This is a genomic window from Sinorhizobium terangae (genome assembly GCF_009601505.1).
In the GTDB taxonomy this organism is placed as follows: Bacteria; Pseudomonadota; Alphaproteobacteria; order Rhizobiales; family Rhizobiaceae; genus Sinorhizobium; species Sinorhizobium terangae.
This window is the reverse complement of record NZ_WITC01000007.1, coordinates 14616-27878: the sequence shown is the minus strand read 5'-3', so window position 1 is coordinate 27878 and position 13263 is coordinate 14616. Positions and strand designations below refer to the sequence as shown.

The 13263-nt window shown below is 62.7% G+C and carries 10 protein-coding genes; 7 read left to right on the top strand and 3 right to left on the bottom strand.

Annotated elements, in window-relative coordinates:
- Positions 1-281 precede the first annotated feature (281 nt).
- Positions 282-1127, top strand: coding sequence for an aldo/keto reductase (locus GHK62_RS00780; protein ID WP_153436467.1), 846 nt, complete (start codon positions 282-284; stop codon positions 1125-1127).
- A 165-nt stretch (positions 1128-1292) separates the two neighbouring features.
- Here the strand turns inward: GHK62_RS00780 and ilvN are convergent, their stop codons facing one another.
- Both ilvN and GHK62_RS00770 read right to left on the bottom strand, forming a co-directional pair.
- Entirely contained in the window at positions 1293-1865 is a 573-nt protein-coding gene (ilvN, locus tag GHK62_RS00775; protein WP_153436466.1) for an acetolactate synthase small subunit, read from the bottom strand.
- A 22-nt stretch (positions 1866-1887) separates the two neighbouring features.
- Entirely contained in the window at positions 1888-3666 is a 1779-nt protein-coding gene (locus tag GHK62_RS00770; protein WP_153436465.1) for an acetolactate synthase 3 large subunit, read from the bottom strand.
- Positions 3667-3994: 328 nt separating this feature from the next.
- Between GHK62_RS00770 and GHK62_RS00765 the strand changes: the two genes are divergently transcribed.
- From GHK62_RS00765 to GHK62_RS00750, 4 genes are all read left to right on the top strand, one after another.
- Entirely contained in the window at positions 3995-6034 is a 2040-nt protein-coding gene (locus GHK62_RS00765; protein ID WP_153436464.1) for an ATP-binding protein, read from the top strand.
- A gap of 223 nt (positions 6035-6257) precedes the next feature.
- A complete protein-coding gene (locus GHK62_RS00760) occupies positions 6258-8393 on the top strand; it encodes a gluzincin family metallopeptidase (RefSeq protein WP_153436463.1) in 2136 nt (711 codons plus the stop codon).
- Positions 8394-8405: 12 nt separating this feature from the next.
- Positions 8406-9944 (top strand): MBL fold metallo-hydrolase, encoded by a 1539-nt coding sequence (locus GHK62_RS00755; RefSeq protein WP_167528117.1) that lies wholly within the window; start codon positions 8406-8408, stop codon positions 9942-9944.
- 231 nt (positions 9945-10175) lie between these two features.
- Positions 10176-10607, top strand: a complete 432-nt coding sequence (locus tag GHK62_RS00750; protein WP_153436461.1) for a nuclear transport factor 2 family protein — start codon at positions 10176-10178, stop codon at positions 10605-10607.
- 17 nt (positions 10608-10624) lie between these two features.
- Here GHK62_RS00750 and miaA read toward each other — a convergent pair whose 3' ends face one another.
- A complete protein-coding gene (miaA, locus tag GHK62_RS00745; protein ID WP_153436508.1) occupies positions 10625-11536 on the bottom strand; it encodes a tRNA (adenosine(37)-N6)-dimethylallyltransferase MiaA in 912 nt (303 codons plus the stop codon).
- Between miaA and serB the strand changes: the two genes are divergently transcribed.
- Both serB and GHK62_RS00735 read left to right on the top strand, forming a co-directional pair.
- Entirely contained in the window at positions 11535-12422 is an 888-nt protein-coding gene (gene serB, locus GHK62_RS00740) for a phosphoserine phosphatase SerB (protein WP_153436460.1), read from the top strand. The genes miaA and serB overlap by 2 nt on opposite strands.
- Positions 12419-12991 carry a GNAT family N-acetyltransferase gene (locus GHK62_RS00735; protein WP_184108547.1) on the top strand — a complete coding sequence of 191 codons (573 nt, stop codon included), beginning with the start codon at positions 12419-12421 and terminating at the stop codon, positions 12989-12991. The genes serB and GHK62_RS00735 overlap by 4 nt, the downstream gene beginning before the upstream one ends.
- Positions 12992-13263: the final 272 nt, after the last annotated feature.

Genomic DNA, 13263 nt, shown 5'->3' with positions numbered 1-13263 from the left:
GTCAGGATCTTCGTGACGATACGCCAAGGCGCAGAAACAAATATCGTCGATCAATATCGATTACAACTATGTAGGTTACAATTGTGTCCCTTGCAAGGCCGCGATTTATTTTTATTTCTCGACGAGTTAGCGGCGCCGCGCCGATATTGTCATCTTACCGCAACGGGAGGATGCAGCGACACGAACGCACTTTCCACCACGATAGCAGCGCTTGTCCTGATGGACTTTCTCGCATCGGATCTTAAACTTGAAGTGTCGAGCCAACCTCAGGACGATTTCCGATGCACGATCCAATCCCGACCACCACCTTTCCCGACGGCCGCACGGTTCCAGTACTTGGCCAAGGCACCTGGCGCATGGGCGAGAACCGCGCAAGGGCGGCGGAGGAAATCCGTAGCCTGCAAATCGGGCTCGACCTCGGCATGACGCTGATCGACACGGCGGAAATGTACGGAGATGGCGGCGCGGAGCGCATAGTCGGCGAGGCGATCAGGGGCCGTCGCGACGAGGTTTTTATCGTCAGCAAGGTGCTGCCCTCCAATGCCAGCCGTTCCGGCACCGTTGCCGCTTGTGAACGCAGCCTCAAATGTCTCGGTACCGACCGGATCGATCTCTATCTTCTGCATTGGCGCGGCGTATACCCGCTCGCCGAAACCGTCGCCGCCTTCGAGACGCTGAAGAAGGCTGGCAAGATCGCCGCCTGGGGCGTTTCGAATTTCGACGTCGACGATATGGAGGAGCTGGAAGCGGTCCCGGACGGCAGCAATGTCGCCGCCAACCAGGTGCTCTACAACCTCGCCCGCCGCGGCATCGAATACGACCTCCTGCCCTGGTGCCGCGACCGCGGTGTACCGGTCATGGCCTATTCGCCGCTCGACGAGGGCCGGCTGCTTCACAACACCGACCTGATCCACATCGCCAAGGCGCACCAGGCGACGCCAGCGCAGGTGGCGCTCGCCTTCCTGAAGAGCCGCCCGGGCGTCATCTCGATCCCGAAGACCGGATCGGCCGAACGCGCGCACGAAAACCGCGACGCGATGGACATTCACTTCACGGCCGAGAACGTCGCCGAATTGGACCGGCTTTTTCCGCCGCCAAGGAGGAAGATGCGGTTGGAGGTTATTTGATTCTGGTGATTGACGAGCCGAAATGGCCCCTCATCCCGCCTGCCGCGACCTTCTCCCCGCTTGCGGGGAGAAGGGATATGCCGCGCCGCCCCAAGTCCCCTCTCCCCGCCTGCGGCGAGAGGGTTAGGGTGAGGGGCAATTGCCATCGCAACGCAGCGTTACGCCTCACATCCCCTGCGGGCCGCGGTTCATCGCGGCGATACCGGTGCGGCAGACCTCGATCAGACCGAGCGGCTTCATGATGGCGATGAACTGCTCGATCTTCGACGGCTTGCCGGTGATCTCGAAGACGAAGTGCTCGATATTGGCGTCGATGACGGAGGCGCGGAAGGCATCCGCGAGCCGCAGCGCCTCCACCCGGTGATCACCGGAGCCGTGCACCTTGACAAGCGCCAGCTCCCGCTCGATCGGCCGGTCGTGGCCGAGGTTGGCGGCACGAACCGTGAGGTCGACGACCCGATGCACGGGCACCAAGCGTTCGAGCTGGTGCTTGATCTGCTCCAGCACATGCGGCGTACCGCGCGTGACGATGGTGATACGCGACAGATGCGCCTCGTGTTCGGTCTCGGAAACCGTCAGGCTCTCGATGTTGTAGCCGCGGCCGGAAAAGAGGCCGATCACGCGGGCGAGCACGCCCGGCTCATTGTCGACGAGAACGGAGAGCGTGTGCGTTTCCGCAAGCTCCGTCTCCTTGGCGATGAAATAGGCAGAGCCCGTCGGCTGAAGATGTGCACTCATTTTGTTCGTTCCTACCTTTTCATCAAACGAGCTGGCGGCCCTTGGCGTCGATCGCGTTGGCGACCGCCTCGTCCGTCGCCTCGTCGGGCAACAGCATTTCGTTGTGCGCCTTGCCCGACGGGATCATCGGGAAGCAGTTGGCAAGGTTGGCGACGCGGCAGTCGAAGATGACCGGCTGCGGCGTGTCGATCATCTGGCGGATCGCCTCGTCCAGTTCGCCGGGCTTTTCGCAGCGGATGCCGACACCGCCATAGGCTTCGGCGAGCTTGACGAAATCCGGCATCGCTTCCGTATAGGAGTGCGACAGGCGGTTGCCGTGGAGCAACTGCTGCCATTGCCGGACCATGCCCATATACTGGTTGTTGAGAATGAAGATCTTGACCGGCAAGCCGTATTGGACCGCGCAGGACATTTCCTGGATGCACATCTGGATCGAGGCGTCGCCGGCGATGTCGATGACGAGGCTTTCCGGATGCGCTACCTGGACGCCGACGGCGGCCGGGAAGCCATAACCCATGGTGCCGAGGCCGCCCGAGGTCATCCAGCGGTTCGGCTGCTCGAAACCGAAGAACTGCGCCGCCCACATCTGGTGCTGGCCGACTTCGGTGGTGATGTAGGTGTCGCGGTCCTTGGTGAGTTCATAGAGCCGCTGGATCGCATATTGCGGCATTATGACGTCGTCATTCGGCGTGTAGGCCAGCGAATTGCGCGCTCGCCACTTGGCAATGCCGCTCCACCAGTCCTCGAGCCGCGCCTTGTCGACGGTCTTCGCCGCAGCGCGCCACAGGCGGACCATGTCCTCCAGGACCGTCGCGACGTCGCCGAGGATCGGAATGTCGACGCGGACATTCTTGTTGATCGAGGATGGGTCGATGTCGATGTGGATCTTCTTCGAGTTCGGCGAAAACGCGTTGAGGCGGCCGGTGATGCGGTCGTCGAAACGGGCGCCGATGCAGACCATGACGTCGCAGTCGTGCATGGCCATGTTGGCTTCGTAGGTGCCGTGCATGCCGAGCATGCCGAGCCAGTTCTTGCCGGAATGCGGATAGGCGCCTAGCCCCATCAGCGTCGAAGTGATCGGGAAGTCGGTGAGTTCGACCAGCTCGCGCAGGAAATGCGATGCCTGCGGGCCAGAATTGATGACGCCGCCGCCGGAATAGATGATCGGCCGGCGGGCGTTCTTCATCAGTTCGACGGCTTCCTCGATCTTCTTCAGGTCGCCCTGCGTCTTCGGCTGGTAGCTCTTCTGGGTCGGGACGGCCGAAGGCGGGGTATAGGTGCCGGTCGCGAACTGGACGTCCTTCGGAATGTCGACGACGACCGGACCGGGACGGCCGGACTGCGAGATGCGGAAAGCCTCGTGGATGATGCGGGCGAGATCGTTGACGTCCTTGACCAGCCAGTTGTGCTTGGTGCAAGGCCGGGTGATACCGACGGTGTCGCATTCCTGGAAGGCATCCGATCCTATCAGCGGGGTCGGAACCTGGCCGGAGATGCAGACGAGCGGGATCGAATCCATCAGCGCGTCCTGGAGCGGCGTGACCGCGTTGGTCGCGCCGGGGCCGGAGGTGACGAGCATGACGCCGACCTTGCCGGTGGAGCGGGCATAGCCCTCGGCCATATGGCCGGCCCCCTGCTCGTGGCGGACCAGAATGTGCTCGATCTCTTCCTGCTGGAAGATCTCGTCATAGATCGGAAGCACGGCACCGCCGGGATAGCCGAAGATATGCTTGACGCCGTTGTCCTTCAGTGCCTGGAGAACGATCTCCGCGCCCGTCATCTGGTTTTCTGTTCCGCTCATTGGCCTGCTTCCGTCCCTTTTCAAGGTTTGGGGTGTGATTAGCTTTTCTCAGGGCATAAAAAAAGGCCCCTTCAGGAGCCTCGTTCAGCGCATGGGTGGCTACTGCCGGATGGTTACACCATCCTGCCCATGCGCCGTCCCACCACAAGAATAACCGCGAAATTTTTCATGGGGCGATTTGATAAACAGAAAAATCCTGCCCGTCAACGCCTTTTCCGACTGCGCGCAGAACGGCGGAAAACAGCGACATACTTCGATAAGAGCACGAAACCACTTATTAAATCCGCCCCGCTAATCTATCGAGCTATTCGTCGCGTGAGGTGCTGAGTTGCTCGACAGTAATCTTCATTCCTCGGTCCGTGCCGGAGAGCAGGATCGCCGTGACACCCTTAAACCAGGTAATCGCTTCCTCGGCCGTGTCGTTGGCTGCAGCGGTTCGCGCGCAACGATCGCCGCAGTTGCCGAAAACGGCGAAACCTCGCTGACGGAGCTCTGGTCGGTCGGTCGCCTGATTTCCATTTCCGTGGGCGCCAACCGCGTCGTGGCGCTCGTCTATGCAATGCAGACGGTCGCCAGCGAATGGGGCGAGCAAGCGAACAACACCTTCCGCATCGAGGTCGAGTTGATGGGCGAGGTCCAAACCGACCCCGACGGGCGCGAATCCTTCTCCACCGGGATCAGCCAATATCCCTATCTCGGCGCGATCGCCCACCGCATCCGCGCCACCGACCTTGCCCGCATCTATGAGTCGAGCCAGACGGACAGTTGCGTTATCGGCAAGCTGACCCAGGACGAGAGCCTTGACGCCACGATCCACGTGCCGTCGATGCTCGCCAAGCATTTTGCCATCGTCGGAACGACCGGCGTCGGCAAATCGACCGCCGTCACGCTGCTTCTGCACAAGGCGATTGCCGCCGACCCGAAGCTGCGTGTGCTGATCCTCGACCCGCACAATGAGTTCGCTGCCGCTTTCCCGGAGCATGCAGTCGTCATCGACACGGACACGCTCGACCTCCCCTTCTGGCTCTTCCGGCTGGAAGAATTCGCTGAAGTGATTTTCCGCGGTCGGCCGCCCGTTCCGGAAGAGCTCGACATCCTGCGCGATGTCATTCCCGATGCGAAGAAGGCCTTCAAGGGCGGCGAATCCGGCCTGATGCGCCGCCAGAACGAAAAGAGTTCGATCACGGTCGACACACCGGTGCCCTATCGGATCGCCGATCTTCTGGCGATGATCGACGAGCGCATCGGCCGGCTGGAGGGCCGCACGGACAAGCCGCATCTGCGTTCGCTCAAGATCAAGATCATCTCCGCGATCAACGATCCGCGCTACCATTTCATGTTCTCGTCGAACACGATCACTGATACGATCCAGGACACGATCGCCAAAATCTTCCGCATCCCTGGCGAAGGCCGGCCGATTGCCACTTTCGAACTCGCCGGCATCCCTTCGGAAGTCGTCAATTCGGTCGCATCGGTGCTCTGCCGCATGGCTTTCGAAATCGGGCTCTGGAGCGACGGCGGCATCCACATGCTGGTCGTCTGCGAAGAGGCGCACCGCTACGTTCCGGCCGACGCCTCGCTCGGTTTCCTGCCGACCCGTCAGGCGATCGCGCGCATCGCCAAGGAAGGCCGCAAATACGGCGTTTCGCTCGGCATCATCACGCAGCGTCCGGGTGAGCTCGACCCCACGATCCTGTCGCAATGCTCCACCGTCTTCGCCATGCGACTTGCCAATGATCGCGACCAGGAGATCATCCGCTCGGCGATCTCGAACTCGTCGATCTCCACCACCAGCTTCATCTCCTCGATTGGCAACGGCGAAGCCATCGCCTTCGGTGAGGCAGTCGCTGTGCCAATGCGCATGCGCTTCACCCGCGTCGAGGACCGGCACCTTCCGCGTGCCCACGGCATCACCGACAAGCCGGACGAGGATGCGTCCCCGAGCGTCGACCTGCGGTCGATCGTCAGCCGGATGCGGGCGATCTCCGGGCCTGACATCTCAAACTTCCAGCAGAGCTACCTGGCAGCGCAGAGCGCCAAGGCCCCGACCCTTGAAGACGATTGGCCTATTCAGGAAATCGCCCACGGCGCCATCCAGCCATCCGAGCCTGAAGCTTGGCACGAGCCGGAGATCGAGCCCTACCGGCCGGACATGCTTCCGCGCGCCGAGCCGGTTAACCCGCAGCTCGAGCGTTTCAACCAGATCCGCGAGCAGATCCTCTCCGGCCAGGCCGAAAGGGACAGCGGTCCGAGACCGCAAGCCCCGGACCCACGCCTCGCGCAGCCGGCAACCGAGCCGCGCCGCGAGGGCTCGTCGCTGCGCGAGAGCCTGCTCAAACGCCCGCTCGGCAGCCTCATCCGCAAATAGGTCGCGACAACGCGGAATGCCTTCCCCTCACCTCGCGGTCGTCACGGCGCGTCCGCGCCGGTGAACGCCCAGGCAAGTCACCTTCCTTCACTCGCGCTTGCAATCGTGAGTTGACAAACCTGTGACGCGGACGAATCCTTCCTGTTGCAACATCAAGGCGGCCGAACTTCAAGGAATGCATCGACTGGACAGCACATAGCGGCGGCAATCCCGGGAGGAGCAGATGTCCGTTTTGTCGACCATGCCTCCGCGCAAACTCCGAATCTTCGCCTTCGACCCGAGCATGGGGCGACGACACGAAACGCTGCCGCTCAACGAAGTGATCGTTTCGATCCCTTGGGAGATGGACAAGCTCGACCCCGGCGTTCCGTTCGTCGGTCCGGTCGGCGAATATGTCGAGGTCGTTGACTTCGACCCGTCGCTCGATCTCGTCTACAGGCCGGTCAATCTGCACGATCCGAGCTTGCTCGCCGACAATGGTCTAAGGCCCGCGGAATGGAACCCGCAATTCCACCAGCAGATGACCTATGCCGTGGCGATGAACACCATCGTCAATTTCGAAAGCGCCCTTGGCCGTGTCGCGCTCTGGGCGCCGCGCGACCGCGACGAAAAAGGCCGCTGGATCAATCCGCAATATGTGCAGCGCCTGCGCATCTATCCGCATGCGCTGCGTGACGCCAATGCCTATTACAGCCCCGAGAAAAAGGCCCTGCTTTTCGGCTATTTCGCGGCCGGAGAAGGCCAATCCGGGGCGCCTGCCGGGACCATCATATTCACGTGCCTCTCCCACGACATCATCGCCCACGAAACGTCGCATGCCCTGCTCGACGGCATGCATCCCCGCTTCAGCGAGGCGACCAATCCGGACGTGCTGGCGCTGCACGAAGCCTTCGCGGACATCGTCGCGATCTTCCAGCATTTCTCCTATCCGGACGTGTTGAAGGACCAGATCGCCCGCACGCGCGGCGACCTCGAGAGCCAGAACCTGCTCGGCCAGCTCGCCCAGGAATTCGGCCAGGTCCTCGGCCGCGGAACGGCGCTGCGCGACGCGCTCGGCGGCTGGAAGGACGGCATCTGGCGAGCGCACGAGCCCAATCCGAGGCTTCTGCGCGAGACGGAAGAGGTGCATGACCGCGGTGCCATTCTGGTGGCCGCCGTGTTCCGGGCGTTCCTGTCGATTTATCGCGCGCGCATATCCGATCTCCTGCGCATCGCGTCGAGCGGCACGGGCATTTTGCCGGCGGGCGCACTGCACCCCGATCTCATCAACCGGCTGGCCAAGGAGGCATCGAAATCGGCCCGGCACATCCTGCAGATGTGCATCCGCGCGCTCGACTACTGTCCGCCCGTCGACGTCACCTTCGGCGACTATCTGCGCGCGATCATTACCGCCGATCGCGATCTCTACCCTGAGGACGAGCACAACTACCGCGTCGCAGTGATGGAGGCCTTTTTGGCTTGGGGTATTGTTCCGCGCGACATGCCGATCGTCTCGGTCCAGACGCTGCTCTGGCCGACGATGGCCGAAGCAGCGGCCGACTACAAAGCCGCCTTTCCCAGCCTCAGCGATCTCAAAGCTGATGTCGCCTATCTGCTTTCGCGGCCACTCGAAATGATCGACGAACTCAAAAGTCGCAGCGATTTCCACGACAGCGAGGGCCAGAAATTCCTCGACGGGCTGGACCGCACCGCACAGGAAATTTTTAATGAACTGAACAAGGCGATGGGCAACCGCCTGCCGCAGACCGCCAAGCGGTCGAAATCGTCGCTCCGGGAAATCCTCGGACGCAATCTCCTGGAGCTCGGCCTCGAGGCCGACCGCAAGGTCGAATGGCTGGCGCGCGACCTCTACGGGCGGCTGTTCTGGGGATTGATCACCGAGGCCAAGAATGCGCCGCTTCGCGATATCATCCGCATCAGGACCGACGTCGACGCACCGGCGACGGCCCGGCGCAGCAAGATCGTCGACAGTCCGGCCATCGAGGTGCACAGCGTCCGCATGGCCGCACGCCGCGGCAACCGCGACCAGATGGAGCGCGAATATGTCGTCGAACTGACGCAGACCCGCCATGGTTACCTCGACCCCAAGAAGCAGGAGGCGGCGGACAAGGGTAAGCCGCCGAGAGGTCCCCACGATTTCTATTTTCGCCGCGGCTGCACGCTGCTCATCGACGCCGAGACTTTCGAGATCCGCCGGGTCATCCGCACGCCCGGCGACATCTGCGACGACGCCGAGCTCGAAAGAATGCGGGCCTACCTGACCCGACAGGCGCGGAGGCGGGAAAACGCCTTCACCGCTGGCGGGAGCAAACCCGTTCGACCTGAGATTTTCGCCCATCTTCACCGACAGGGGAGCTAGGAGATGCCCAGAATGGAGGCGCCCGAGTCCGGTGTCACGGTGCGCATGTATCGGCAAGGCCATGGCGACTGTTTTCTTCTGGCGATGCGCAAGGTGGACGGCAGTGCCTTTTACATGCTGATCGACTGCGGCCTGTGGACGAACTCCGAAATCAAGCCCGACCAGACGATCGACAAGGTGATCGCCGACATCGCCGAAGCGACCGCCAACCGATTGGACGTCGTGCTGGTGACCCATGAGCACATGGATCACGTCAACGGCTTTGCGGCGAAGGATCCCGCGACCAGAAAGCCATGCTTCGACCCGATCGAGATCGGCGAGCTCTGGCTGGGATGGACCGAGGATGGTGATGATCCGTTCGCCAACAGCCTGCGCGAGCGCTTCCACGACACGCTGCTCGCCCTGATGGGCGCCGACGAGCGGCTCGAGCGTGCGGGCTTCGGTATCCATTCGCCGAACCGCACGATGCTGCGCGATCTCCTTTCCTTCGAGACCGGAGAGGATGCAGCCGACGCGCTTCGCGAACGCTTCAGAAAGGTCAAACGGCAACACCCGGCACTCTCTCCTCGAAGACAGGGCGCGCTTGCCATCGAAGGGATCACCAACAAGCGCGCCATCAAATATTTGCGCGACCGCATTGCCGGCGATCCGGTTTTCCTGCGACCCGACCATGAGCCCTACCGACTGCCGGGCGTCGATGGCGTGCGAGTCTACGCGCTCGGACCGCCGCGCGACATCGAGCTGCTGCTTTCGCTGGAACCTCAGGGCGAGGAGGAATTCAGACTGTCGGCCGACGGAGCGACGCTGAGCCTGCTTGCGGCGACGGTCGACGGCGGCCCGGAGGACACCAACCGCGCCTTCGACCCGCGCTTCGGCATTTCGCGCAAGAACGTCGAACAGGGGCCTGATGCGTTTCTGAAGGCGTTTTTTGCCGACCACTACGGCGTCAAAGGCAAGCGGGGTTCCGCCGAGGCCTGGCGGCAGATCGATAGCGACTGGCTTGAGAGCGGGGAAACGCTGGCTCTCCGGCTGAATGACGAGGTGAACAACACCAGCCTCGTTATCGCGATCGAACTTCCCGGAACCGGCAAGGTGCTGCTTTTCACCGGCGACGCCCAGCGTGGCAACTGGGTCTCCTGGGCGCCGCTCAAATGGAATGTCAATGGCAGGATCATCACGGCGCGCGATCTTCTCGGCCGCACGGTTCTCTACAAGGTCGGCCATCACGGCAGCCACAATGCCACGCTCGACGGCAGCGTGGCGGCGGACTATGCCAACCTTTCCTGGCTGGCAAGCAACGCCTTCCAGGACGAATTCGTGGCGATGATCCCGGCCAATACGCCCTGGGCGGCGCACAAGGACAAGCCGTGGGAGCACCCGCTTCGCTTCATCGAGGAGAGGCTCCTGCAAAAGGCTCGCGGTCGCGTGTTCCGCAGCGATGTCGACCATGTCGCTAAACCCGGTGACATCGCTGCCGACGAGTGGCAAAGATTCAAGCGGACCGAAACCGACCTCTTCTTTGGATACACCGTCGCCGACACCGCGGCATAGGCAGCGATGGGAGACCCTTCATATCGCGCCGAAGGCCTCGCCCGGATAGGAAGCCCTACTTCGCCTACTGCACCTCGACCTATTGCGATACCGGGGTCGGTTGGAAACTCGTGCAGCACCAGCAAGCGGCGACTGGCTGATGGGCCGGCGCTGCCGGCACGTCGTAGGAACCGCGCGGCACGGGCGCGCGTTTTCATTCAAACTGCTTAAATAAAATCCAGGACCGGAATCATGGAAGAGATCCTCCGACGCTTCTTCGAGCGGTACGAAACCATGGCCAATCGCGTGCTCGCCAACGAAATTGACGTTGACGAGACGACCTTCGCTTTCGCCTCGGAGTTCATCGCCGCTTCGCCTGCAGGTGTGCTTGCCGGCAAGAACGACGACAGCCTGCAGGTCTCGATGGCGAGGGGCTATGCCCGCTATCGCGCGATCGGCACCAAGGAGTTGAAGATCCGCAAGACCACCGTCACGCCGATCGACAACCAGCATTTCCTCGTCAAGATCGACTGGCGCTCCACCTACGACGTTGAGGACAGCCCGGACGTGGCTATCGATTTCGAGGTCCACTATCTGGTCCAGGTACGCAACGACGAGCCCAAGATCTTCGGCTGGATCAGTGGCGATGAGGAAGCCGTGCTGAAGGAGCACGGCATCGGCTGATACAGCAATTCAAAGTGTTACAGTAGGCTCTCCGGCCTGTCGATCCGCTGCCAGCTTTCATCGAGCTGGTTGCGGAACCAGGTCATCTGACGCTTGGCATATTGCCGCGTCGCGGCTGCGCCGGTGGCGATGACCTCCTCCTCACTGATCTCGCCCCTCAGCATCGCGGCAATCTGCTGGACGCCGATCGCCTTCATCACCGGCATGTCGGGCGAGAGGTCGAGCGCAAGGAGTGCCCGCACTTCGTCGACTGCACCGCGCTCAAGCATGGTCTCGAACCGTCGGTCGATCCGGCCATGCAGGAGGGCGCGGTCCGGCAGCACGACGATCTTTTGCGCCTTGTCGGGATCGACGATCATGGGGCCGCGGCTCTGCTGGAAGAGATGGATCGGCTTGCCGGTCGCTTCGATCACCTCGAGCGCGCGAACGATCCGCTGTCCGTCGCCCGGCCGCAATTGCGCGGCCGTTTGCGGGTCTCGCGCGGCAAGCTCCGCATGGAGCGCCTCGGCCCCCTCCTCCTTCAGCCGCGCCCGCAGTGCATCGCGGGTGGTCGCCGGTATCTCCGGCATATCGGAAAGCCCGCCTGTCAGCGCCTTGAAATAGAGGCCGGTACCGCCGACGAACACTGGCATCCGCCCCTCCTCGCGCAACCGCATGACAAGGGCCTCGGCTTCGCGCAGCCATGCGCCGGTCGAATAGGCCTGTCCGGCCGGCACATGGCCATAGAGAAAATGCTCTATCCCGCCCATCTCCTTCTCGTCCGGCCTAGCGGTCAGGATCTTCAGTGTGTCGTAGACCTGCATGCTGTCGGCGTTGATCACCACGCCGCCGTGCCGCCCCGCGAGTTCCACCGCAAGCGCGGACTTGCCGCTGGCGGTCGGCCCGGTTATCAGGATCGCGTCCGTGTCTCTTTCAAGGTTCTTGATCATGGCTCTCGTTGCCACGCTTATCGCCAATCCGTCAAATCCTGTTCTGACGCCTGAGCTGGCGGAAGCGGCAGCGAGCGCCATAAAAGCATCCGGGGTCTATTGGCTGGCGGACGGCGTCGCCTGCGACATCCCGCTCACGGACGGCACCGATCCGGACGCCGCCGAGATGCGGTTGCGCGCGGAGGTGAACGGCTTTCCGATCGACGTCGCGGTGCAGGATGCCGAAAGCCGTCGCAAGAAGTTCCTGATCGCCGACATGGACTCCACCATGATCGGCCAGGAGTGCATCGACGAGCTTGCCGCCGAAGTGGGTCTGAAGGAAAAGGTTGCCGCGATCACCGCCCGCGCCATGAATGGCGAGATCGCCTTCGAGCCGGCGCTGATCGAGCGCGTGGGCTTGCTGAAGGGCCTGCCCGGCAGTGTCATCGGCGAGGTGATTGCCAAGCGCATCACGCTGACGCCGGGAGGCCGAGAGCTGATCGCGACCATGAAGGCCAAGGGCTACTATACCGCCCTCGTCTCCGGCGGCTTCACCGTCTTCACCGACCCCATCGCGACGAAACTCGGCTTTGACGAGAACCGCGCCAATGTGCTGATCGAAAAGGACGGCACGCTTACCGGCGAGGTCGCCCATCCGATCCTCGGCAAGCAGGCCAAGGTCGACGCGCTCGTCGACATTTCCCGCAAGCTCGGCATCTCGACCGCCGAAGTGATTGCCGTCGGCGATGGCGCCAATGATCTCGGCATGCTGCAGCTTGCCGGCAGCGGCGTCGCGCTGCACGCGAAACCCGTGGTCGCCGAACAGGCGAAGATCCGCATCGACCACGGCGACCTGACGGCCCTTCTCTACCTGCAGGGCTATCGCAAGACGGATTTCGTGGCGTGATCATCCGCGAAACCGACAGGCTGCGCATTCGCGGCTGGAACGAGACCGATCGTGACCTCTTTGCCGAGATCAACAGCGATCCGAAGGTGATGGAATTCTTCGCCTTCCGCCGCAGCCGCACGGAATCCGATGCGCTGTTCGATCGCATCGGCCGCGGTATCAGCGAAACCGGCTTCGGCTTCTTTGCCCTCGCATTGCGCGACAGCGACACCCCGGTCGGCTTCTGCGGTCTTGCGCTGACCGATCTGGAGCCGCATCTGCCGAACGGCACGATCGAGATCGGCTGGCGGCTCGCCCTGCCCTTCTGGGGCAAGGGCTATGTGACCGAGGCGGCAGCGGCCCTCCTCGACTACGGCTTTACCGAACGGAGCCTCGGCGAAATCGTTTCCTTCGCCGTGCCCGCAAACACCCGCTCCACCGCCGTGATGAAACGGCTCGGCATGCGGCCGGACCCGAACCGCGACTTCGACCACCCGCGCGTCCCCGACACGCATGCCCATCTGAAGCGCCACGTGCTCTACGCGATCACGGCGGATGAGTGGACGCGGCGCGTCCCGGCGCAGGGTTAGGCACCGTTTCGAGACCTATCAGCATAACACCGCTCGACCCACGCGACGAAACGTCTGGCGGGTTCGGAGAGCGCATCGAACCGCCGCGCAACCAGCCAGAAGGCAAGAATGTGAAACCTTGCTCCGAGGGGATTGGACCACGAACCGAGAGACAAGTGGAACTGGGGGCCACATGTTGCGCGAAATCACTCCAGTCCGTCTCCCTTCCGCTGCTGCCATGGAGGAGTACGATCGGAGGCTCGCTTGAGCTCTTTAGGGTGACCTTGAAATCA

What these genes read in the sequence shown, in the direction of transcription:
- GHK62_RS00780 (WP_153436467.1), top strand. Translation starts at nt 282, where the DNA reads ATGCACGATCCAATCCCGACCACCACCTTTCCCGACGGCCGCACGGTT.
- ilvN (WP_153436466.1), bottom strand. Translation starts at nt 1,865, where the DNA reads ATGAGTGCACATCTTCAGCCGACGGGCTCTGCCTATTTCATCGCCAAG.
- GHK62_RS00770 (WP_153436465.1), bottom strand. Translation starts at nt 3,666, where the DNA reads ATGAGCGGAACAGAAAACCAGATGACGGGCGCGGAGATCGTTCTCCAG.
- GHK62_RS00760 (WP_153436463.1), top strand. Translation starts at nt 6,258, where the DNA reads ATGTCCGTTTTGTCGACCATGCCTCCGCGCAAACTCCGAATCTTCGCC.
- GHK62_RS00755 (WP_167528117.1), top strand. Translation starts at nt 8,406, where the DNA reads ATGGAGGCGCCCGAGTCCGGTGTCACGGTGCGCATGTATCGGCAAGGC.
- GHK62_RS00750 (WP_153436461.1), top strand. Translation starts at nt 10,176, where the DNA reads ATGGAAGAGATCCTCCGACGCTTCTTCGAGCGGTACGAAACCATGGCC.
- serB (WP_153436460.1), top strand. Translation starts at nt 11,535, where the DNA reads ATGGCTCTCGTTGCCACGCTTATCGCCAATCCGTCAAATCCTGTTCTG.
- miaA (WP_153436508.1), bottom strand. Translation starts at nt 11,536, where the DNA reads ATGATCAAGAACCTTGAAAGAGACACGGACGCGATCCTGATAACCGGG.